Here is a 20,956-nt window from a genome sequence, read left to right as displayed (position 1 = left end):
GCCCGGGGCAAGCAATGCCCCCGGCGCCGCGGCCTGACACTGGCGCGGCGCCGGCTACCTGACAGGGAGTTTTCGATGCGATCGAGCGTGCTGGAACCGACAAGCCCCGTGTGGCGCGACACGCTGGCGCGATGTCGCCATGATTGCTACCACACGCCTGGCTGGCATACTGCCGCCGAGCGCAGCGACCACGGCAGCGCCGCCGCGGTACTGGTGCGTGACGGCGCCCACGAGTTGCTGGTTCCGCTGGTGCGCCGGCCCATTGCCTGCGGCAGCTGGGATGCCACCTCGGCCTATGGCTACGGCGGCCCGGTGTTGAGCACCGATGTCCCGGCCGGCTTTGCCGAGGAGGCACTGGGCGCGGCGCTCGCGCTGCTGCGCGAGTGCGGCTGCGTGTCGTGGTTTATCCGCCTGCACCCACTGCTCAATGCCGACTGGAACAGCCGCCTCGGGCTGGTGGTGGATCAGGGCGAGACGGTATCCGTCGACCTGACCAAGAGTGCCGAGCAGCTATGGCACGAAACGCAGGCGCGCCACAGGCTGGGCATCAACCGCGCCCGGCGCGCGGGCGTGAGCGCACGCCTGGACCGAGATTTCGCCATGCTGCCGCGCTTTATCGCGCTGTACAACGCGACCATGGCGCGCTTGGGCGCGTTGCCCTACTACTTCTTCGACGCGCAGTACTACCGCACCCTGGTGCGCGCGCTGGGCGACGACCTGCTGCTGTTCGTGGCCGAGGAAGACGGCTGCATGATCGGCGCGGCGCTGTTCACCGTGGCCCGGGGGACGGGCATCATGCAATATCACCTGTCCGCCTGGGACTGGGCGTACCGCCACCTCCAGCCGACCAAGACTGTGATCCATGCCGCGCGCGAATGGGGCCGCACCAACGGCCTGCACTACCTGCACCTGGGCGGCGGGCTGGGTTCGGCCAAAGACTCCCTGTATGAGTTCAAGCGCGGCTTTTCGCACGATACGCATGTGTACCGGACCCAGCGCCTGGTGGTGGACCCCGACCGGTACGTGGCGCTGTCCGGCGGCGACAAAGCCACGCTGGATGACCTGGATGGCTTCTTTCCGGCTTACCGGCGCCCGGGCGCGCGCTTCGAGCCGCCGCAGGCGGATGCCGGCGACAACGTGCCGGCGCTCGCGGCATTCAAGACCGGGACCTGAAGCCGGACTGCTGCGGCGCTAGTCGACCACCCGGCCCCGCAGCACCTTGACCTGACTGCGCTGGCTCTTGGATTCCAGCCGGCGCCGGCGCGAGGCCAGCGTCGGCCGCGTGGGCCGGCGCACGCGCGGCGGCGCGGCCACGCTGCGCACCAGTTCGTGCAGCCGCCGCACCGCTTCGTCGCGGTTCTGGTCGAGGCTGCGGAACTGCTGCGCCTTGATCACCACCACGCCGTCGCGCGTGATGCGGTGGTCGTGCAGCGCCAGCAGGCGTTCCTTGTGGTCAGGCGCGAGCGAGGAGGCATGCACGTCATAGCGCAGGTGCACGGCATTGGACACCTTGTTGATGTTCTGGCCGCCCGCACCCTGCGCCCGGATCGCCGTGATCAGGTATTCGTGATGGGGGATGACGAGGTCGTCGGTCATGGTGGGATCATAGCAAGCGCTGGTGGCACTACCGCCACGCATAGCCGATACCGACCCCGTAAGTGACCTGGTTGCGCGTACCGCGCTGGGTCACGATGGGGCTGTCGGCAGCATCGCTGGTCAGGCGCTGGCCGTAGACCATTACCCCCCGTAGAGCAACGCCAGCCAGCCGGTGAACTGTTCCAGGCCCCCGCCCGGGCTATAGACAGGCAGGCCGCTCGCCGCCGAATCCGATGGGGTGACGCCGAAATAGGTGCAGTTGAAACTGCCGCTGACCCACGCCGCGCCCAGTCCGACCCCCGCATAGACCCGCGGGTGCAGCGGCACCCACAGCGAACCCGTTGCAGCGATATGCGTGCCGCCGTAGACGATGCCGGCATTGGTCATCACGTTGACGCCGCCGCCCAAGCGCCAGGGGACGCGGCCCTGGTTCAGGTATTCATAGCCGAGGTAGCCGCCGGCCTCGACCGTGGTGTCGATCTCGTGCAGGCGCGAGACCACCGGATCGTCAACGTCGTTGCGCCCCTTGCCGCCGGCAAACTCTGTGGTGGAGCCGATGCCAAGCCCGGCCATATTGGGGAGCGAGCCCGGCAGGCTCAGCGGTGCGGCGGGCACGGAGCTTGGCGCGCCGGCGAGCAACAGTGCCGCCAGCGCGCTGCGCGGCTTTGTCGAAATTGCCATGGTGGTTTCCGGGAGCGCGGCACACGGCCCGCCGCGCGAGATTGCGTGAATCGAGTGAATCTATCAGCACTGGCGCGCCACACAGCGAGGTGCGTGCAGAAAGTTTTCAGCGCGCGATTTAAGCCGCGCCGCTGTGCTGCCCCGGTGACGTAAATTGCATCCGTGACGGTACTTGCCAGGGCTAGATTATTCCGAACTAAGCAATGGGTAGTCGCCCCGCTTTGTCTTTTGTTTCGGGCGGCGCATGATAAGTCCAGCTTCGCTGATTGCCCTCGCTGTGCGGCACTATCCGTGATTTACGATGCGCAGTGTCCGCGTGCCCGCCGAAGCCTATTGGAACATCACCATGCGCCCCCGCCTTGCCACTCTGCTCGACCGCCTCTGGGAACAAGCCGTGCGCACGCCGCAGCGCTTTGTCGTGCTGTCGTTTGCAGTTGCCTCGATGTTGCTGGTGATGCTCTCCGTCCATGGCCTCGGGCTGCTGCGCGATCACGAGATCCGGTCGCTGCAGCAGGGCCAGCAACTGCAGGTCGCCGGTATCAGTTCGGTGCTGAATGTCGAAGCCGAGCGGCTGATGAGCGTGCGCAGTTTTGCGCAGCACCTGATCCGCCTGCAGACGGGCCCGCACGCGATCGAGCCTGACCCGCCGCTGAAGGCGGCCTATGAGCACCGTAACGACAACGTCTGGGAACTCCCCGCACCGGAAGGCGATGCGGTCTTGCTCGGCGTCAGCCCCGCCCTGCTGGCGGGCCTGGAAGGCTTCTCCCGCCGCGACGGCGACCTGCTGGCGGGCCTGTACGTGGCCCGTGGCCTCAGCCAGCTCATCAGCGCCGAGCCGGTCAACCCGCTGGTGGCGCGCAAGCTGATGTACGTTTCGAACAATGGCTTCTTCGTCGCCTATCCGCCGGTGCCGCCCGCTGACGCCGCCGCCACGCTGCGGCGCGTCGCCGCCACCGGCTATATCCGCGAGCACCTGCCCGAGGCCAATCCCGACCAGGGCATGCGCTGGAACTTCGGCCCCGTGGCCGACGGCAGCGACGATATGTACCTGTCGCTGAGCGTGCCGGTCTACCTGGACCACCAGTTCCGTGGTGTGGCCATCACCGAGATCTCACAGCACAGCATGGACGCGTACCTGACCCGGACCACACCCGAAGGAGTACAGCGCTTTCTGGTCGATATCGACGGCAACCTGGTCGGTGCCAGCACCCGCGACGTCAGGCGCGGCGAGAAGCTGTCCGCCATCCTGCCTGCCTCCTGGCACGAAGCCACGGCGCGGGAAATGTTCCGGCGCGGTTCGGGCACGCTGCGCGCCGCCGACGGCAGCCGCATCATGTTCCAGCGCATCGGCAGCAGCACCCTGGCGCTGGTCGACTACTTCTCGGCCACCGACCTGCTGCTGCGCACGGCGTCGCACCTGAGCGCCGTGCTGGCCGCCAGCGCGCTGGCGCTGGCGTTGCTGATGTGGGTCACCTTGCAGGGCATCGGCAAGCTGTTCTCGCACTACCAGGCGCGCGGCGAGGCGCTGCGCGAGCTGGCCGAGACCGACGCGCTGACCGGCCTGACCAACCGCCGCGAGTTCGAGGCGCGCTTCGGCATCGAGTACGAGCACTGCCTGCGCGACAAGACGCCGATGTCGATGCTGATGATCGATATCGACCGCTTCAAGCGCATCAACGACAACTGGGGCCACGCCAGCGGCGACCGCGTGCTGCGGAAGCTGGCCGACGTGGTGCGCGCGACCGTGCGCGCCATCGACGTGCCGGCACGCGTCGGCGGCGAGGAATTCGCGCTGCTGCTGCCGCGCACATCGCTGGACGAAGCCACGCAAACCGCCGAGCGCCTGCGCAAGATCCTGGGCCAGACCGTGTGCGAGCCGGCCGCCGATGCCACTGCCAAGGGCAATATCCAGTTCACGGTATCGATCGGCGTGTCCGACATGGGAGTGGACGGCACCGACAACCTCGACACCATGCTGCAGGTGGCGGACCGCCGGCTGTACGCGGCCAAGGCGGCCGGCCGCAACCGGGTGGTCAGCGACGATCGCGTGCCGGAGCCTGCGCCGGGAATCGTCCCGGCTCCCGCCGGCACGAACTGACGGCCGGCGCATGCGCTTGCTTCAGGGCCAGCATCATGGCACGACATATCGGGAGGAAATTTGGCGCGCCCGGCTGGGATCGAACCAGCAACCCCTGCCTTCGGAGGGCAGTACTCTATCCATTGAGCTACGGGCGCACAGGACGGTTTTGCAACCGGTTTGTGGGTACAGCGGTTGCGGCGGGCGAGTGCCGCCGCAGGAAAGTCGCATAGGATACCGCGTTTGCCCCGTGCCGTCCATGCGGGCCCGCCAGGGGCTTCAGGGAACGTCTCGCAACCGCCGCTTTTTGGCACTGGCGGGGGGCCTTTGGCGCTATAATCGCCAGCTATTTGCGTCAAATCGTGCCCGCCACACCGCCGATGCAATGAGTCGACCGGGGTCAAGGCCGCGCGGCTTGTTGTCGGCGACAATCAGGCCCGATCCGGGAGACAGTCCGCAGCGCGCAAATAGCAACAGACCCAAGTCAGGCAAGGGCCGCAGCCAGCACGGGCGGCCCGGATGGGGCCGGACAGCGGTCAGCGAGTGACCAAGACCGGGCCAGAATAAGCAAGCCGAGCGTAAGCGGCCAGAAGGTTTCCTGCAAAACTGAGAGTTCTGTATGAGCGACGTCCACAACGAACACGACGAACACGAGTCTCCCATCAAAACCCCGAAGCAGCTGATCGCAGTTGTGATCGCGGCTTTCCTGGTGCCGATCATCGTGATCATTCTGCTGGTCAACTTTGTCGGACACGGCTCGACTGAAAGCGCCGGCGCCGCCACCACGGCGGAAGCCGTCAACGACCGCATCAAGCCGGTCGCCTCGCTCGAAATCAAGGATCCCAATGCGCCGCGCGTCTTCAAGACGGGCGAGCAGGTCTACAAGGAAATCTGCGCCGCGTGCCACGCCACCGGCGCAGCGGGTGCACCCAAGTACGCCAACGCTGGCGACTGGACCGCGCGCATCGGCCAGGGCTTTGACGGCCTGATGAAGTCGGTGATAAACGGCAAGGGCGCGATGGCCGCGCGCGCCGGCACCACGCCGGACGACTACGCCGACTACGAACTGGCCCGTGCCGTGGTCTACATGGCCGACGCCGGCGGCGCCAAGTTCCCGGAACCGGCTGCCCCGGCTGCCGCCGCGCCGGCGACCGCCGCAGCCCCTGATGCCGCCGCCGGTCCGGCCGCCGCTGCCGCGCCTGCACCGGCCGCTGCAGCGGCCCCGGCAGCCGCTGCCGCCGCACCTGCTGCTGCGCCGGCCGCCTCGGCCGACGTGGGCAAGAAGGTCTACGAGCAGGTCTGCGCCGCCTGCCACGCCGCCGGCGTGGCAGGTGCGCCCAAGTTCGGCGACAAGGCCGCCTGGGCGCCGCGCCTGAAGGAAGGCATGGACGCGGTCCACAACTTTGCGCTCAAGGGCAAGGGCGTGATGCCGCCCAAGGGTGGCTACGCCGGCCCGGACGCGGACGTGATCGCCGCTTCGGACTACATGGCCAACGCCGCCAAGTAAGTCCGCCTGCTGCAAACGAAAAGCCCGCGCATATTGCGCGGGCTTTTTTTCGTCCGTACCGCCTGCGCGGCCGCTACACCACGCGCGAGTACCGCGCCCGCGGCACGAAGCGCACCGGCTGCGCGCCATCGTTGGCGGCAACGGCCTGGGCACCGGTGTCCGCGGGCCGCGCGGCGTCCTCGCGCAGGTAGTGGTCGAACACCATCGCCACGCGCCGCACCAGCAACCGGCCCAGCGGCGTCACGGTGATGCGTTCCGGCGCGCATTGCACCAGCCCGTCAGCGCCCAGTGCAGCAAGGTCGGCCAGTTCCGGCGCAAAGGCCGTGCCGAAGCGGATGCCGTGGCGCGCTTCCAGCGCCGGGATATCGAGCACCCCATTGCACATCAGGTCGCCGATGATCTCGCGCCGCAGGTGGTCGTCGACGCTCATCGCCACGCCGCGCGCCAGCGGCAGGCGGCCGTGGTCGAGCGCGCCGTAGTACTCGTCCAGCGTGCGCGCATTTTGCACGTAGCGCCCCGCGATCGCGCCGATCGCGGAAATGCCGAGCCCGACCTGGTCGTAGCCGGCGTGCGTTGAGTAACCCTGGAAGTTGCGCTGCAGCCGCCCTTCGCGCTGGGCCACGGCGAGGTCGTCGTCGGGCAGCGCGAAATGGTCCATGCCGATATAAACGTAGCCCTCGGCGGTCAGCCGCTCGATGGTGGAGACCAGGATGTCGAGCTTCTCGCCGGCGGGCGGCAAGGCGTTTTCGTCGATGCGGCGTTGCGGCTTGAACACATGCGGCAGGTGCGCGTAGCTATAGACCGAGAGCCGGTCGGGACGCAGCGCCAGCACCTGCTCGATGGTGCGGCCAAAGCGCGCCGCGGTCTGGTGCGGCAGGCCGTAGATCAGGTCCAGGCTGACCGAGCGGAAACCCAGCGTGCGTGCGGCATCCACCACGGCGCGGGTCTCTTCGAACGGCTGGATGCGATGGATGGCCTGCTGGACCTCGGGATCGAAATCCTGCACGCCCAGGCTGACGCGGTTGAAGCCCAGCTCGGCCAGCAGCGCAATGCGGGCGTGGTCGACGCGGCGCGGATCGATCTCGATCGAATGCTCGCCCTCGGCCGCCAGCTCGAAATGCTCATGCAGCAGCGCCATCACGCGGCGCATCTCGCCGGGGTCGAGGAAGGTCGGCGTGCCCCCGCCCCAGTGCGACTGCAGCACCTGGCGGCGCGGCCCGAGCCGGTCTGCCACCAGCGCCATCTCGCGGCCCAGGTAGTTGACGTAGCGGGCGCTGCGGCCATGGTCGCGCGTGATGATCTTGTTGCAGCCGCAGTAGTAGCAGATGTTCTCGCAGAACGGGATATGCAGGTACAGCGACAGCGGCGCCGGCGCGTCGGCGCGGCAGGCGGCGAGTGCGTCGTGGTACAGCGACAGGTCGGGCCCGTTGCGGAAGCGGTCGGCCGTCGGGTACGAGGTATAGCGCGGGCCGTTGCCGTCGATGCGGCCGGCCAGCGCGCGGAAGTCGGACAGTGCGCGGCGGTCGGGCGCAGGGGAAGTCATGGCAGACGGGATCATGGGGGCGCGGGGGTATGGGTGTATGACGGCCCATCGTAGGGCCGCACCGCCGCTGGCGCGTTGACCGCCGTCAAGCGCGGGCATTGGACCTGCGGGCGGCGGGCGTCACATTGGTGTCATGTGTGGCGGATACGCTGCGCGCCACCGCCGGCCCGCGCGTCACCTGCCCCTGCAATGCCAACTCCCGACCAGACATCAACGCATCCGCCGTACCCACCGCTGCGCAGCCACCTAGCAGCACCGGCCCGGCACCGGCGCCGCCTGCTTGCCGCCGCCGGCGCGGCCCTGGCCCTGCCCGCCTGGCCAGCGCTGTCGCAGGCGCAGGCGCGCCGCACGGTCGTGGTCGGCCACCTGCTCGACCGCGGCGGCGCGCAAGCCGACCTTGCGCGCGACTACCTGGCCGGGGCCAAGGTCATGTTCGATGCTGTCAACGCCGGCAACGGCCCGGTGCGCATCGCGCACGTGGTCCGTGACGCCGATCCCGACCCGCGCCGCGCGCTGGCGCAGGCGGTGTCGCTGGCCGATACCGAACGCGCCGAGCTGCTGTTCGGCCCGGGCGACCGGCTGTTGCCGGCGCTGGCGGCATCGGCCGAGCTGGGCCGGCGCGGCGTGCAGATCGTGGCGCCGCTGTCGGGGCTTGCGCTGGCGGCCGACAACGTCTGGTTCACCCGTGCCGACTACCAGGCCGAACTGGACGCGGCGGTACGCCAGCTGCGCAGCTACGGCCTGACCAGCATCGCGCTGGCCCTGGCGCCGGACTTCGCCGCCCCGTCGCTGGCCCGGCTGGAGGCGCAGACCGGGACGCGCGCGGTGCCGCTCGACGCCAATCCCGAGGCCGCCGCCCGGCGCATCGCCGCCACCCGCCCGGGCGCGGTGATCGTGGCGGGCGATACCCTTGCCTACGCCGGGCTGGGCCGCGCGCTGGCGGTGCAGGGCTGGTACGGTTTCCTGGTCGGGCTGTCGTCGGTCAGCGCCACCGCCGCGCGCGAGATCCTGGGCGCTGGCTACAACGGCGGCATGGTGCTGACCCAGGTCGCGCCCGGGCCGCAACAGGCAACGCTGCGGGTGGTGAAGGAACACGTGGCGCGCATGAAGCAATACCTGGATGAGCCGCCGTCGCCGGCCACGCTGGCTGGCTATATCGGCGCGGCATGGCTGGCGCGCGCGCTGGCCGGCCTGCGCGGCAGCGGCGCGGCCGAGATGCGGCGGGCACTGCAGGGGCGCGTGGACGTGGGCGATTTCCCGCTCGACTTCACGCACGGGCAGCGCGGCTCGCAGTACGTCACGCTGGCGGCGTCAGCCGCGCGGTAGGGACAGGCGCGCGCGCAGGCCGCCTTCGGGGCGGTTGCTCAGGGTCAGCTCGCCGCCATAGCGCGCGGCAATGTCGACCGCGATCGACAACCCCATGCCGACCCCGCCGGTGGCGCGGCTGCGCGAGGATTCGACGCGGTCGAACGGCGCGAGCAGCACAGCCGCCATACTAGGCATGCCTGCACCCCGCGTCTTGTCAGCCTGGTAGGCCTTTGTATCGGGACTGTAGCGCCCGTTCAGCCCGGGGCTGTCTTGCCGCCGTTTCCCAGCAGTGCCTTGAGCGCGCCGAGCCGGTCCTTGGGGCTCATCGCCGGGGTTTCATCCACCGGCGCAGGCGCCTCCTCCAGCTTCATCTCGCCGATAAAGCGCGAAGGCTGGCACGAGTAGGTCTCTCGCGCGCGCTTGCGCTTCTTGCACCAGCTGACATGCAGGCTGCGCTGGGCGCGGGTGATGCCGACATACATCAATCGCCGCTCTTCCTCGATCTTCTCGTCGCTCATGTCCTCGTCTTCGCGGCAGTGCGGCAGGATGCCCTCCTCCACGCCGACCAGGAACACGTGCGGATACTCCAGCCCCTTGGACGCATGCAGCGTGGACAGCCGCACCGCGTCGGGATCTTCCTCGCGGCCTTCCAGCATGCTCATCAGCGCCACGGTCTGGGTCAGCTCCAGCAGGTTCTTGCCTTCGCTGCCGAGGCCGTCGGCATTGTCGAAGCCGGTGGCTTCCTCGCCCTCGGCGCCTTCGGGCTTGGTGCCCTTGCGCTTGAGCCAGTCGAGGAATTCCAGCGTATTGGTCCAGCGCGACTGCGCCTGCCGTTCGTCGAAGCTGTCGTACAGGTAGGCCTCGTAGTGGATCCCTTCCATCAGGTCGTCCAGCACCACGGTGGCGGGATCCTTGGCCGCGCGGTCGGCCAGCCGTACCATCGATTCGCAGAACACGCGCAGCGGCTCCAGCTGGCGCGGCTGCAGCTTGCCTTCGATGCCGCCCATCATCGCGGCCTCGAACAGCGACACCTTGGCCTGTCCGGCAAAGGTGCCCAGCGCTTCCAGCGTGGTGTTGCCCACGCCGCGGCGCGGCGTGGTGATGGCGCGGATAAAGGCGGGATCGTCGTCGGGGTTGGCAATCAGGCGCAGATAGGCGCAGATGTCCTTGATCTCGGCCTTGTCGAAGAAGCTCTGGCCGCCCGACAGCACATAGGGAATCCGTTCGCGCCGCAGGATCTGCTCAAACAGCCGCGCCTGGTGGTTGCCGCGATACAGAATGGCGTAGTCGCGGAACTGCGCGCGGCGCTCGAACTTGTGCGCGGACAGGCGGAACACCACCGACTCGGCCTCGTGCTCCTCGTCGTTCATCGGGTGGATGGCGATGGGGTCGCCCATGCCGTGCTCGCTCCACAGCTTCTTGTCGAACAGCTTGGGGTTGTTGGCGATGACCGCGTTGGCGGCTTCCAGGATGCGCACCGTGGAGCGGTAGTTCTGCTCCAGCTTGATCACCTTCAGGTCCGGGAAGTCGGTCTGCAACCCGCGCAGGTTGTCCAGCGTGGCGCCGCGCCAGCCATAGATGGCCTGGTCGTCGTCGCCGACCGCGGTGAAGGCCGGCGCGCGCAGGTGCGAGCCGCCTGCCAGCAGCTTCAGCAACTGGTACTGGCAGGCGTTGGTGTCCTGGTATTCGTCGACCAGGAAGTAGCGCAGGCGGTTCTGCCACTTGAGTTGCACCGTTTCATTGCGCGCGAACAGCTCGGCGGGCAGGCGGATCAGGTCGTCGAAATCCACCGCCTGGTAGGCGTGCAGCGTGGCCACGTAGTTGCGGTAGACCAGCGCGGCCTGGTGCTCGTCGGCATTGGCGGCCTGCGCGATCGCTGCCTCCGGATCGACCATGCCGTTCTTCCATAGCGAGATCGTGCCCTGCACGCCGCGGATCAGCTTCTTGTCGGTGGTGCCCAGCTGCTCCTGGATCAGGCCGAAGCAGTCGTCCGAATCCATGATCGAAAACTGCGGCTTCAGGCCCACGTGCTCGGCCTCCATGCGCAGGATCTGCACCCCGAGCGAGTGGAAGGTACAGACCGTCAGCTGTTTGAGCGGAATGCGCTTGCCCTCGCGTGTGGTCTTGCCCTCCATCAGCTTGCCGATGCGCTCCTGCATCTCCTTGGCGGCCTTGTTGGTAAAGGTGACGGCGGCGATATGGCGCGGCTCGAAGCCCTTGTCCTCGATCAGATGCGCGATCTTCTGCGTGATCACCCGGGTCTTGCCGGAGCCCGCCCCGGCCAGCACCAGGCAAGGGCCGTCCAGGTAGCGGACGGCTTCGGATTGGGCGGAGTTCAGGCCATGGGTCATGCGTGGGATGCGGTTGGAGGCAGGGAAATCGGCAGGAACAGCGGCAGGCCAGGCGGGACACGCCAGCACCCAAAAAACGGGCATGGCAGCAAAGCTGCCGATGTTAACACGCTGGCCGCGGCAGGTCAGTCAGCGCAAACCGCGTTGACACGGCCGGTTGTGTCACCGGCGTAACACTTCGTAAAGGCCGGAGCCAATCGCGCAACCAAACGCTCTAACTAGTATGTCCCCTGGCCTGCGCGGCGGGGTTGACATGCTTGAATCATCACATCGGAGCCAATAATGAAAACCCTGCAGACTTTGACCAAGGTGACCCTGATCGGCGTGACCGTCGCGGCCTTTGCCGGTTGCGCGGATATGACCCCGAAGCAGCGTAATACCGCCATTGGCGCGGGCGCGGGCGCCGTGGGCGGCGCCATCCTCACCGACGGTAGCGCGCTGGGTACGCTGGGTGGCGCGGCCGTGGGCGGCGTGATCGGTAACGTTGTCACCGACGACAAGAAGAAGTAAGCCAGACCACCGCAGCGACAGGTACGGCAGGCTCCCCTGGCCGGTTTGACAAAGGCCGGGGCCTCCCGTACATTGCGCGCATCCGACCGGGAGAGCGCGCATCGCCTGCGCCGCCGAAGGGGTATCACCCGAAAACTCTCAGGCACCACGGACCGATCGGATCGGCATGCAATATGCACACAATGCATGCCGAACTCTGGAGAGCGGCACCCGCCATTCGTGGCGAGCGTGCCCACCGAAGGGGCGCACGAGGAAGGGGTCCGGCAGGATCCGCCTTGTAATCTCTCAGGTATCGAGGACAGAGGGGTCATCCGCCGCAGCGGATTGCCACGCCACATTCAGGCGCGGCGAGCGTTGCGGCGGATGGCCCTTTTTTGTTTTCGCCAACCGAGACTGCCCCAGAGGATTCCATGACGCTCCAGGCCACGCCCCTCAACGCCATCCACCGCGCCCTCGGCGCCCGCATGGTTGATTTCGGCGGCTGGGACATGCCGGTCAACTACGGCTCCCAGATCGAAGAACACAATGCCGTGCGCACCGACGCCGGCATGTTCGACGTGTCGCACATGTGCGTGGTCGACCTCGCCGGCGCCAATACCCGCAGCTTCCTGCGCGGCCTGCTGGCCAACAATGTCGACAAGCTGCAGACCCCGGGCAAGGCGCTCTACTCCTGCATGCTGGATGAGAAAGGCGGCGTGATCGACGACCTGATCGTCTACTTCTTTGCCGAGGACCGCTTCCGCCTGGTCGTCAACGCCAGCACCGCGCTGGGCGACATCGAATGGATCCGCGCGCGCAATGCCGCCACCGGCAGCGATGTGACCATCACGCCGCGCCGCGACGATGTTGCGCCTGCAGGCGCGCAGCCTCTGGCCATCGTCGCCGTGCAGGGGCCCAACGCCCGCGCCAGGGTGTGGAGCACCTTCCCCTCGACCCAGCCTTCGGACACGCTCAAGCCCTTCAACGCCGCCGTGGTCCAGGACCCGGCCATCGGCGAGATCATGGTGGCGCGCACCGGCTACACGGGCGAAGACGGCTTCGAACTGGTGGTGCCGGCCGAGAACGTCGCCGCCGTCTGGGAAAAGCTGAACGCCGCCGGCGTGCGCCCCGCAGGCCTGGGCGCGCGCGACACGCTGCGCCTGGAAGCCGGCATGAACCTGTACGGCCAGGATATGGATATCAACACCTCGCCGCTGGATGCGGGCTTGGCCTGGACGGTGGACCTGCAGAGCGAGCGTGACTTCACCGGCAAGGCGGCACTGGCCGCGGCCGGTTCGCGCCAGCAATTCCTCGGCCTGATCCTGCGTGACAAGGGCGGCGTCCTGCGCGCCCACCAGAAAGTGATCACGCCGGCCGGTGACGGTGAAATCACCAGCGGCACCTTCAGCCCGTCGCTGTCCCAGTCCATCGCCTTTGCCCGCCTGCCCAAGGATGTCGCCGTGGGCGATACCGTGCAGGTGGAGATCCGCGACCGCAAACTCAACGCGACTGTGGTTAAACTGCCGTTTGTGCGTAATGGCAAGGCACTCGTGAGCTGAGGCTCACCCAACGGTCGCCCTCGCCTGCCGGCAGCTTCGCCGGGCAGGCATCACCCAACAAGAAACAAATCTGTATCCGGAGAACCTTCATGAATTTCCCCGCTGACCTCAAGTACACCGAGTCGCATGAGTGGGTACGCGTCGAAGCCGACGGCACGCTCACCATCGGCATCACCGACCACGCGCAGGACGCGCTGGGCGACATCGTCTTCCTGGAACTGCCCGAAGTGGGCAAGTCGGTCGGTGCCGGCGATGCGCTGGCAGTGGTGGAATCGGTAAAGGCCGCTTCCGACATCTACGCCCCCGTGGCCGGCGAAGTGATCGCCGTCAACGAGGCCGCCACGGCTGCCCCGGAGAGCGTCAACGCCGACGCCTTCGACGCGTGGCTGTTCAAGCTCAAGCCGGCCAACGGCGACGACGTCAACGGCCTGATGTCGGCCGACGCCTACAAGGCCAGCGTCGGCGCCTGACGCCGGCCGCGCCGGTCCATGGTTGGACCGGCCACTGCAGACTGACGCGCGCCGTCCCGGCTGACCACCGGCCGGCGCGCACCTCACGAGGTTCTTGCCAATGAACGCCCCGCTTCCCATGAACGCCGCCCAAGTGAACCGGCCCACGCTGGCCGAACTGGAGGCGCGCGACGCCTTCGCCGCCCGCCATATCGGCCCCGATACCCCCGAACAGCAACACATGCTGAAGGTGCTGGGCTATGACAGCCGCGCCGCGCTGATCGACGCCGTCATCCCCGCCGCCATCCGCCGCCGCGACGGCATGCCGATGGGCGAGTTCACCGAGCCGCTGAGCGAGGAAGCCGCGCTGTCAAGGCTGCGCGGGCTGGCTGGCAAGAACAGGGTGCTGAAGAGCTTTATCGGCCAGGGCTACTACAACACCGTCACGCCCGGCGTCATCCTGCGCAATATCTTCGAGAACCCGGCCTGGTACACCGCCTACACGCCCTACCAGCCGGAGATCTCGCAGGGCCGCCTGGAGGCGATGCTGAACTTCCAGCAGATGGTCACCGACCTGACCGGGCTGGATATCGCCAATGCGTCGATGCTGGATGAAGGCACTGCCGCGGCCGAAGCCATGACGCTGCTGCAGCGCGTGAACAAGCACGATTCGAACACCTTCTACGTGGCCGACGACGTGCTGCCGCAGACGCTGGAAGTGGTACGTACGCGCGCGCTGCCGATGGGCATCGAGGTCAAGGTCGGCCCCGCCGCCGATGCCGCCGCGGCCAACGCCTTCGGCGTGCTGCTGCAGTACCCGGGCGTGAACGGCGACGTCAACGACTACCGCGCCATCGCCGACGCCGTGCACGCCGCCGGCGGCCTGGTGGTGGCTGCCGCCGACCTGCTGGCGCTGACGCTGATCGCCGCGCCGGGCGAATGGGGCGCCGATGTGGCCGTGGGCAACTCGCAGCGCTTCGGCGTGCCGCTGGGCTTCGGCGGCCCGCACGCCGGCTATATGGCGGTGAAGGACGCGTTCAAGCGCTCGATGCCGGGCCGGCTGGTGGGCGTGACCATCGATGCGCAGGGCAACAAGGCCTACCGCCTGGCCCTGCAGACGCGCGAGCAGCATATCCGCCGCGAGAAGGCCACCTCGAATATCTGTACCGCGCAGGTGCTGCTGGCCGTGATGGCGTCGATGTATGCGGTCTACCATGGCCCGCAGGGCCTGAAGCGCATCGCGCAGCGCGTGCATCGCCTGACCGCGACGCTGGCCGCCGGCCTGGAAAAGCTCGGCTTCGCGCGCACCAACGCCAGCTTCTTCGATACGCTGACGCTGGAAACCGGCTTCAACACCGATGCCATCCATGCCGCGGCCACCGCGCGCGGCATCAACCTGCGCCATATCAGCGCCACGCGCGTCGGCATCTCGCTGGACGAGACTGCCACCCGTGCCGACGTGGTCGCGCTGTGGGAAGTCTTCACGCAAGGCAAGCCGCTGCCCGCGGAAGTGGACTTCGACAAGCTCGAAGCTGTCGTGCAGGACGCGTTCCCGGCGGAACTGGCACGCACCAGCGAATACCTGACCCACCCGGTGTTCAACACGCACCACGCCGAACACGAGATGCTGCGCTACCTGCGCATGCTGGCCGACAAGGACCTGGCGCTGGACCGCACCATGATCCCGCTGGGCTCGTGCACGATGAAGCTGAACGCCACCAGCGAGATGATCCCGGTGACCTGGCCCGAATTCAGCCAGATCCACCCGTTCGCGCCGCTGGACCAGACCGTGGGCTACCGCGAGATGATCGACCAGCTCGAGGCCATGCTGTGCGCCGCCACCGGCTACGCCGCGGTCAGCCTGCAGCCCAACGCCGGCTCGCAGGGCGAGTACGCGGGCCTGCTGATCATCCATGCCTACCACGCCAGCCGCGGCGAAAGCCATCGCGACATCTGCCTGATCCCGTCGTCCGCACACGGCACCAACCCGGCTTCGGCGCAGATGGCCGGCATGAAGGTGGTGGTGGTGGCCTGCGACGAGGACGGCAACGTCGACCTGCAAGACCTGGCGAAGAAGGCCGAGCAGCACAGCAAGAACCTGGCGGCGATCATGATCACCTACCCGTCCACGCACGGCGTGTTCGAGCAGGGCGTGCAGCAGATCTGCGAGATCGTGCACCAGCACGGCGGCCAGGTGTACGTGGACGGCGCCAACATGAACGCGATGGTCGGCACCGCCGCGCCGGGCCAGTTCGGCGGCGACGTGTCGCACCTGAACCTGCACAAGACCTTCTGCATCCCGCACGGCGGCGGCGGCCCGGGCGTGGGCCCGGTCGCGGTCGGCGCGCACCTGGCTGACTTCCTGCCCAACCAGGACAGCGTCGGCTATCGCCGCGACGACCGCGGCATCGGCGGCGTTTCGGCGGCGCCGTTCGGCTCGGCCAGCATCCTGCCGATCTCGTGGATGTATATCGCGATGATGGGTTCGGCCGGCCTGACCGCCGCCACCGAGAATGCGATCCTGGCCGCCAACTATGTCGCCAAGCGCCTGGCGCCGTACTACCCGGTGCTGTACACCGGCCAGCACGACCTGGTTGCGCACGAGTGCATCCTGGACCTGCGCCCGCTGCAGAAGGACACCGGCATCAGCAATGAAGACGTGGCCAAGCGCCTGATGGACTACGGCTTCCACGCCCCGACCATGAGCTTCCCGGTGCCGGGCACGCTGATGATCGAGCCGACCGAGAGCGAGGCGCTGCACGAGCTGGACCGCTTTATCGACGCGATGATCGCGATCCGCCAGGAAATCGGCCGCGTCGCCGACGGCACCTTCGACCGCGACGACAACCCGCTCAAGCACGCGCCGCACACGGCCGCGGTGGTGACCGCCGACGAGTGGACCCACAAGTACACGCGCGAGGAAGCCGCGTACCCGGTGGCATCGCTGCGCACGCAGAAGTACTGGCCGCCGGTCGGCCGTGCCGACAACGTGTATGGTGACCGCAACCTGTTCTGCGCCTGCGTGCCGGTCAGCGACTACGTGGTGGACTGAGGCGTAGCGCCGCCGCAGCCGCGGCGGCTCGCCAACGAACTATGCTCGAGATGACGGGCATCGCGGTGTCGCGGTGCCCGCCGCAGCCACGCCAACCGACCAAGAAGAGCCTCTTCAGGGCCATCCCATTGCTGGAGACATTCCGTGGCAGTCAGCGTCTTTGATCTGTTCAAGGTGGGCATCGGCCCGTCGAGCTCGCATACCGTAGGCCCGATGCGCGCTGCGCTGATGTTCGCGCAGGGGCTTGAGCGCGACGGCCTGCTGCCGCAGGTGGCGAGTGTGCGTGCCGAGCTCTATGGCTCGCTGGGCGCCACCGGCAAGGGCCACGGCACCGACAAGGGCGTGATCCTCGGCCTGATGGGGGAAGCCCCCGACACCATCGATCCCGATTCGATCGACACGCGCCTGGCCGCGCTGCGCGCGGGCCGCGAGCTGTCGCTGCTGGGCCAGCATGTCGTGCCCTTTGTCGAGAAGGAGCACATCGCCTTCTACCGGCGCGAAGCGATGGCCGAGCATCCCAACGGCATGAAGTTCCATGCCTTCGACGCCAGCGGCGCATCGCTGCGCGAGGCGCGCTACCTGTCGGTCGGCGGCGGCTTCGTCGTGACCGCGGGCGCACCCAATACGCAGGTGCTCAATGCCGCGCAGCAACTTCCGCACCCGTTCCGCAGCGGCAAGGACATGCTGGAGATGGCCACCGCCAGCGGCAAGAGCATTGCGCGGCTGATGATGGAAAACGAGCTGACCTGGCGCAGCGAGGCGGAAGTCACCAGCGGCCTGCTGCATATCTGGGATGTGATGCAGGCGTGCGTGGCGCGCGGCTGCCGCACCGACGGCGAGCTGCCGGGGCCGTTCAGGGTCAAGCGCCGTGCGCCGGAACTGTTCCGCAGCCTGACCGAGCGCGCCGAGCGCACGCTGTCGGACCCGCTCTCGGTGATGGACTGGGTCAACCTGTACGCCATTGCCGTCAATGAAGAGAATGCCGCCGGCGGGCGCGTGGTCACCGCGCCGACCAACGGCGCCGCGGGCATTATCCCGGCGGTGCTGCACTACTACGACCGCTTCGTGCCGGGTGCCAGCAAGCAAGGCGTGGTCGACTTCCTGCTGACCGCGGGCGCGATCGGGCTGCTGTACAAGCTCAATGCGTCGATTTCCGGCGCCGAGGTCGGTTGCCAGGGCGAAGTCGGCGTGGCCTGCTCGATGGCCGCCGGCGCGCTCGCGGCGGTGCAGGGCGGCAGCCCGGCGCAGGTCGAGAACGCGGCCGAGATCGGCATGGAGCACAACCTCGGGCTGACCTGCGACCCGGTTGGCGGACTGGTGCAGATCCCGTGTATCGAGCGCAACGCAATGGCCTCGGTCAAGGCGGTCAACGCGGCGCGCATGGCCTTGCGCGGCGACGGCACGCACTACGTATCGCTCGATTCGGTGATCAAGACCATGCGCGAGACCGGTGCCGACATGAAGACCAAGTACAAGGAGACGGCGCGCGGCGGGCTGGCGGTGAATATCGTGGAATGCTAATGTCCGCGCGCGCAGCGCGGCGTATCATGGCGGCGTTCCCCGAACGAAAAACAAGAGGGCAGCCATGCAGACCTTCCACCAGCTGTTCGACGAAACCTCGTCCACCTTCACCTACCTGCTGATCGACGCCGCCACCGGGGACGCGCTGCTGATCGACCCGGTCGACCACCAGCTGGAACGCGACCTGGCGCTGCTGAAGTCAACCGGCGCGCGGCTGGCGTGGGTCATCGAGACCCATGCCCATGCCGACCACATCACCTCGGCCGGCCACCTTGCGCTGCAGACCGGCGCGCACACTGCGGCGCCGTCCGGCTGCGATATCAAGCCCGCGCAGAAGCAGCTGATCGACGGCGACACTGTCGCCTTCGGCAAGCAGGTGCTGCGCGCCATCCATACGCCCGGGCACACCGCCGGCAGCATGAGCTACCTGTGGGAAGAGCCCACGCCCGACGGCATCGTGCGCCGCGTCTTCACCGGCGATGCCCTGCTGATCGACGGCTGCGGCCGCACCGACTTCCAGTCGGGCGACGCCGGCACGCTCTACGACAGCCTGACCAGGAAGCTGTTTGCGCTGCCCGACGACACGCAGGTCTATCCGGCCCACGACTACAAGGGCCGCACCTCGTCCACCATCGGCCAGGAGCGCGCCCACAACAGCCGCGTCGCCGGTCGCACGCGCGAAGAGTTCATCGAGATGATGCGCAACCTGAACCTGCCGCGCCCGAAGCTGATCGATGTCGCCGTGCCGGCCAACCAGCGCCTGGGCCTGCGCGACGGTGAAAGCGTGCCGCACGGCGCCTGAGGTTTTCCTAACGTTAGGAGTCTTTGCATGTCCACATACACCGCTGAAGTCCTGTGGCAACGCGACGGGCAGGATTTCGCCGGCAACCGCTACAGCCGCAGGCATGTGCTGCGCTTTGACGGCGGCGCAGAAATTCCGGGATCGTCGTCGCCCCATGTGGTGCCGCTGCCGATGTCGGATGCGAGCGCGGTCGATCCCGAGGAGATGTTCATCGCCTCGCTGTCCAGCTGCCACATGCTGTGGTTCCTGTCGCTGGCGGCGAAGCAACGCTTTGTCGTCGACCGCTACCTGGATGCGGCCACTGGTGTGATGGCAAGGAACGCGGACGGGCAGATGGCGATGACCGTGGTGACGCTACGCCCTCAGGTGACGTTTGGCGGCGAGCGCGAGCCCACGCGCGAAGAACTCGATGCCCTGCACCACGCCGCGCATGGCGCCTGCTTTATCGCCAACTCGGTCAGGACCGAGGTGCGCTGCGAACCGGTGTTCGCCGGCGCCTGAGCGCGTTGCCATGCCTGCCATCGTCCCGGCACCGGCGCCAGCGCAGCTGGTGCCGCCGCGGACTGAATCGGTTCGCCGCAGGGTGCTGCGCTGGCTCGGTGCGGGACTGGTCCTGCTTGCCGGAATCAGCATGATGCAGGATCACTTCCTCTACTTCCCCGACAAGGCCTCGGTCGACGACATGGTCTCGCCCGGGTTGCGCGCCTGGCCGGGGCCGCAGGACTTTCGCGGCCTTGTCGCCGAACCGGCCGGACCGGCGCGCGCCACCGCCATGGTCTTTCACGGCAATGCCGGGCACGCCGGGCATCGCGGCTACTACGCCAGCGCGCTGACGAAGCTGGGCATTCGCGTGATCCTGGCCGAGTACCCGGCCTACGGCCCGCGCACCGGCGCACTCGGCGAGCGCAGCTTCGTGGCAGACGCGGAACAATCGATTGCGCTGGCCCGGCGCCAGTTCGGCGGCCCGCTGCTGCTGGTCGGCGAGTCGCTGGGAGCGGGCGTGGCCGCAGCGGCCGCGGCGCGCCAGCGCGAGAGCGTCGCCGGCGTGCTGCTGATCACGCCGTGGGACAAGCTTGCGCATATTGCCTCGCATCACTATCCCTGGCTGCCGGCCGGCTGGGTGCTGCGCGACCGCTACGAAAGTGCGGCCAACCTGGAAGGCTTCGGCCGCCCGGTGATGGTCGCGGTCGCCGAACGCGACACCATCGTGCCGGCACGCTTCGGCCGGGCGCTCTATGCGTCGCTGGGCGAACCGCGGCGGCTCGCGGTGATCGGCGGCGCCGGGCATAACGACTGGGCCGGGCATGTCGATGCGGCCTGGTGGCAGGAAGCGGTCGCGTTCCTGCTGTCCCCGCCACCGACTACAAACAAATAACATCGGGCCGTCAAAACGCTGATTTGACTTACCCCTGCGTGCCGCAAATACTGGCCTTCACAGAACGGCTCGCCACTTGCGCACCGGTCGGTGCGTCCAGCGTTGCGTAGCCGACATCCGTGGGGGAACATCATCATGAAGCAATGCCAGCATCGCAAGCTGTACCGTGGCCTCGGCGTATTGGCCGCGGCGATCGCGCTGACCCCGGCGCTGATCCCTGCCCAGGCCATGGCGCAGAACAAGCCCATGGCCTATCCGGCCAAGGGCCAGAGCCAGCAACAGCAGGCCAGCGACGACGGCGCGTGCTACAGCTGGGCCAAGCAGCAGACCGGCGTGGATCCGGCACAGGCCGCCAACGCCCCGCCGCCGGCCCAGGCGCAGAGCGGCCAGCGCGTGCGGGGTGCCGCGGGCGGCGCCGCGGCCGGTGCCGTGGTGGGCGCGATGGCAGGCGATGCCGGCAAGGGTGCGGCGGTCGGCGCTGCAGCGGGTACGGTGGGGGGCGGCGTGGCGCACCGGCAGTCGCGCCGCCAGGCGAACGCGGCCAACCAGCAGGCGGCGGCCAATACCAGCCAGGCGATGGGCTCGTACTACCAGGCCTGGGGCGCCTGCATGCAGGGGCGCGGCTACAGCGTCAAATAAGACAAGG

General features: G+C 68.1%; 18 protein-coding genes, 1 tRNA gene, 1 pseudogene and 2 riboswitches. Of the genes and pseudogenes, 13 read left to right on the top strand and 7 right to left on the bottom strand.

Features of this window, described 5'->3' with window-relative positions:
• The first annotated feature begins 87 nt into the window (after window positions 1-87).
• The gene (locus AC3WON_RS19145; protein WP_492320050.1) at window positions 88-1,173 is read left to right on the top strand and encodes a GNAT family N-acetyltransferase; all 1,086 of its coding nucleotides are present in this window, start codon (window positions 88-90) and stop codon (window positions 1,171-1,173) included.
• A gap of 18 nt (window positions 1,174-1,191) precedes the next feature.
• Here the strand turns inward: AC3WON_RS19145 and arfB are convergent, their stop codons facing one another.
• From arfB to AC3WON_RS19130, 3 genes are read right to left on the bottom strand one after another with little or no spacing between them, the layout of a single operon-like run.
• Complete coding sequence (arfB, locus tag AC3WON_RS19140; protein ID WP_492320051.1) at window positions 1,192-1,596, bottom strand: alternative ribosome rescue aminoacyl-tRNA hydrolase ArfB; 405 nt, start codon at window positions 1,594-1,596, stop codon at window positions 1,192-1,194.
• A gap of 28 nt (window positions 1,597-1,624) precedes the next feature.
• The gene (locus AC3WON_RS19135; RefSeq protein WP_492352497.1) at window positions 1,625-1,738 is read right to left on the bottom strand and encodes a MipA/OmpV family protein; all 114 of its coding nucleotides are present in this window, start codon (window positions 1,736-1,738) and stop codon (window positions 1,625-1,627) included.
• The gene (locus AC3WON_RS19130) at window positions 1,738-2,277 is read right to left on the bottom strand and encodes a MipA/OmpV family protein (RefSeq protein ID WP_492352496.1); all 540 of its coding nucleotides are present in this window, start codon (window positions 2,275-2,277) and stop codon (window positions 1,738-1,740) included. Before AC3WON_RS19130 ends, AC3WON_RS19135 begins: the two co-directional genes overlap by 1 nt.
• Before the next feature lie 346 nt (window positions 2,278-2,623).
• Between AC3WON_RS19130 and AC3WON_RS19125 the strand changes: the two genes are divergently transcribed.
• The gene (locus AC3WON_RS19125) at window positions 2,624-4,375 is read left to right on the top strand and encodes a diguanylate cyclase (protein WP_492352495.1); all 1,752 of its coding nucleotides are present in this window, start codon (window positions 2,624-2,626) and stop codon (window positions 4,373-4,375) included.
• A gap of 61 nt (window positions 4,376-4,436) precedes the next feature.
• Here the strand turns inward: AC3WON_RS19125 and AC3WON_RS19120 are convergent.
• Window positions 4,437-4,512: transfer RNA gene (locus AC3WON_RS19120), tRNA-Arg, on the bottom strand.
• Window positions 4,513-4,973: 461 nt separating this feature from the next.
• Here AC3WON_RS19120 and AC3WON_RS19115 point away from each other — a divergent pair.
• Window positions 4,974-5,861, top strand: coding sequence for a c-type cytochrome (locus AC3WON_RS19115; protein WP_492352494.1), 888 nt, complete (start codon window positions 4,974-4,976; stop codon window positions 5,859-5,861).
• A gap of 73 nt (window positions 5,862-5,934) precedes the next feature.
• Here the strand turns inward: AC3WON_RS19115 and hemN are convergent, their stop codons facing one another.
• Entirely contained in the window at window positions 5,935-7,419 is a 1,485-nt protein-coding gene (hemN, locus tag AC3WON_RS19110) for an oxygen-independent coproporphyrinogen III oxidase (RefSeq protein ID WP_492352493.1), read from the bottom strand.
• Between the two features lie 174 nt (window positions 7,420-7,593).
• Here hemN and AC3WON_RS19105 point away from each other — a divergent pair, with 174 nt between their 5' ends.
• Entirely contained in the window at window positions 7,594-8,730 is a 1,137-nt protein-coding gene (locus AC3WON_RS19105; protein WP_492352492.1) for an ABC transporter substrate-binding protein, read from the top strand.
• Here the strand turns inward: AC3WON_RS19105 and AC3WON_RS19100 are convergent.
• A pseudogene (locus tag AC3WON_RS19100) lies at window positions 8,716-8,886 on the bottom strand (ATP-binding protein); the annotation flags it as partial. The gene AC3WON_RS19105 and the pseudogene AC3WON_RS19100 overlap by 15 nt on opposite strands.
• 80 nt (window positions 8,887-8,966) lie before the next feature.
• Window positions 8,967-11,063 (bottom strand): UvrD-helicase domain-containing protein, encoded by a 2,097-nt coding sequence (locus AC3WON_RS19095; RefSeq protein ID WP_492320104.1) that lies wholly within the window; start codon window positions 11,061-11,063, stop codon window positions 8,967-8,969.
• A gap of 282 nt (window positions 11,064-11,345) precedes the next feature.
• On the opposite strand from AC3WON_RS19095, the gene AC3WON_RS19090 reads away from it, so the two are divergent.
• The 9 genes from AC3WON_RS19090 (at window position 11,346) to AC3WON_RS19050 (ending at window position 20,949) form a co-directional block, all read left to right on the top strand.
• Complete coding sequence (locus AC3WON_RS19090; protein ID WP_010812167.1) at window positions 11,346-11,573, top strand: YMGG-like glycine zipper-containing protein; 228 nt, start codon at window positions 11,346-11,348, stop codon at window positions 11,571-11,573.
• A gap of 77 nt (window positions 11,574-11,650) precedes the next feature.
• A riboswitch (glycine riboswitch) is annotated at window positions 11,651-11,738 on the top strand.
• 21 nt (window positions 11,739-11,759) lie between these two features.
• Window positions 11,760-11,885: riboswitch (glycine riboswitch) on the top strand.
• A 98-nt stretch (window positions 11,886-11,983) separates the two neighbouring features.
• The gene (gcvT, locus tag AC3WON_RS19085; RefSeq protein WP_492352491.1) at window positions 11,984-13,111 is read left to right on the top strand and encodes a glycine cleavage system aminomethyltransferase GcvT; all 1,128 of its coding nucleotides are present in this window, start codon (window positions 11,984-11,986) and stop codon (window positions 13,109-13,111) included.
• A gap of 89 nt (window positions 13,112-13,200) precedes the next feature.
• Window positions 13,201-13,581 (top strand): glycine cleavage system protein GcvH, encoded by a 381-nt coding sequence (gene gcvH, locus AC3WON_RS19080; protein WP_010812169.1) that lies wholly within the window; start codon window positions 13,201-13,203, stop codon window positions 13,579-13,581.
• A 100-nt stretch (window positions 13,582-13,681) separates the two neighbouring features.
• On the top strand, window positions 13,682-16,612 hold the full coding sequence (gene gcvP / locus AC3WON_RS19075) for an aminomethyl-transferring glycine dehydrogenase (protein WP_492320106.1): 2,931 nt from the start codon (window positions 13,682-13,684) through the stop codon (window positions 16,610-16,612).
• A 144-nt stretch (window positions 16,613-16,756) separates the two neighbouring features.
• Window positions 16,757-18,133 carry an L-serine ammonia-lyase gene (locus AC3WON_RS19070; RefSeq protein ID WP_492320107.1) on the top strand — a complete coding sequence of 459 codons (1,377 nt, stop codon included), beginning with the start codon at window positions 16,757-16,759 and terminating at the stop codon, window positions 18,131-18,133.
• A gap of 64 nt (window positions 18,134-18,197) precedes the next feature.
• Window positions 18,198-18,935 carry an MBL fold metallo-hydrolase gene (locus AC3WON_RS19065; RefSeq protein ID WP_316151865.1) on the top strand — a complete coding sequence of 246 codons (738 nt, stop codon included), beginning with the start codon at window positions 18,198-18,200 and terminating at the stop codon, window positions 18,933-18,935.
• Window positions 18,936-18,962: 27 nt separating this feature from the next.
• The gene (locus AC3WON_RS19060) at window positions 18,963-19,436 is read left to right on the top strand and encodes an OsmC family protein (RefSeq protein WP_492320108.1); all 474 of its coding nucleotides are present in this window, start codon (window positions 18,963-18,965) and stop codon (window positions 19,434-19,436) included.
• Between the two features lie 10 nt (window positions 19,437-19,446).
• The gene (locus AC3WON_RS19055) at window positions 19,447-20,310 is read left to right on the top strand and encodes an alpha/beta hydrolase (protein ID WP_492352490.1); all 864 of its coding nucleotides are present in this window, start codon (window positions 19,447-19,449) and stop codon (window positions 20,308-20,310) included.
• A gap of 135 nt (window positions 20,311-20,445) precedes the next feature.
• Window positions 20,446-20,949, top strand: coding sequence for a glycine zipper domain-containing protein (locus AC3WON_RS19050; RefSeq protein WP_492320110.1), 504 nt, complete (start codon window positions 20,446-20,448; stop codon window positions 20,947-20,949).
• The last annotated feature ends 7 nt before the right edge of the window (window positions 20,950-20,956 follow it).

The sequence above is a fragment of the Cupriavidus sp. FW305-46 genome (genome assembly GCF_058787075.1).
This window is presented reverse-complemented; position numbering and strand designations above follow the sequence as displayed.

Bases quoted from the DNA above. Each gene is read 5' to 3' on its own strand.
- arfB (WP_492320051.1), bottom strand. From the start codon at position 1,596: ATGACCGACGACCTCGTCATCCCCCATCACGAATACCTGATCACGGCG.
- AC3WON_RS19135 (WP_492352497.1), bottom strand. From the start codon at position 1,738: ATGGTCTACGGCCAGCGCCTGACCAGCGATGCTGCCGACAGCCCCATC.
- AC3WON_RS19130 (WP_492352496.1), bottom strand. From the start codon at position 2,277: ATGGCAATTTCGACAAAGCCGCGCAGCGCGCTGGCGGCACTGTTGCTC.
- AC3WON_RS19125 (WP_492352495.1), top strand. From the start codon at position 2,624: ATGCGCCCCCGCCTTGCCACTCTGCTCGACCGCCTCTGGGAACAAGCC.
- AC3WON_RS19115 (WP_492352494.1), top strand. From the start codon at position 4,974: ATGAGCGACGTCCACAACGAACACGACGAACACGAGTCTCCCATCAAA.
- hemN (WP_492352493.1), bottom strand. From the start codon at position 7,419: ATGATCCCGTCTGCCATGACTTCCCCTGCGCCCGACCGCCGCGCACTG.
- AC3WON_RS19105 (WP_492352492.1), top strand. From the start codon at position 7,594: ATGCCAACTCCCGACCAGACATCAACGCATCCGCCGTACCCACCGCTG.
- AC3WON_RS19095 (WP_492320104.1), bottom strand. From the start codon at position 11,063: ATGACCCATGGCCTGAACTCCGCCCAATCCGAAGCCGTCCGCTACCTG.
- AC3WON_RS19090 (WP_010812167.1), top strand. From the start codon at position 11,346: ATGAAAACCCTGCAGACTTTGACCAAGGTGACCCTGATCGGCGTGACC.
- gcvT (WP_492352491.1), top strand. From the start codon at position 11,984: ATGACGCTCCAGGCCACGCCCCTCAACGCCATCCACCGCGCCCTCGGC.
- gcvH (WP_010812169.1), top strand. From the start codon at position 13,201: ATGAATTTCCCCGCTGACCTCAAGTACACCGAGTCGCATGAGTGGGTA.
- gcvP (WP_492320106.1), top strand. From the start codon at position 13,682: ATGAACGCCCCGCTTCCCATGAACGCCGCCCAAGTGAACCGGCCCACG.
- AC3WON_RS19065 (WP_316151865.1), top strand. From the start codon at position 18,198: ATGCAGACCTTCCACCAGCTGTTCGACGAAACCTCGTCCACCTTCACC.
- AC3WON_RS19060 (WP_492320108.1), top strand. From the start codon at position 18,963: ATGTCCACATACACCGCTGAAGTCCTGTGGCAACGCGACGGGCAGGAT.
- AC3WON_RS19055 (WP_492352490.1), top strand. From the start codon at position 19,447: ATGCCTGCCATCGTCCCGGCACCGGCGCCAGCGCAGCTGGTGCCGCCG.
- AC3WON_RS19050 (WP_492320110.1), top strand. From the start codon at position 20,446: ATGAAGCAATGCCAGCATCGCAAGCTGTACCGTGGCCTCGGCGTATTG.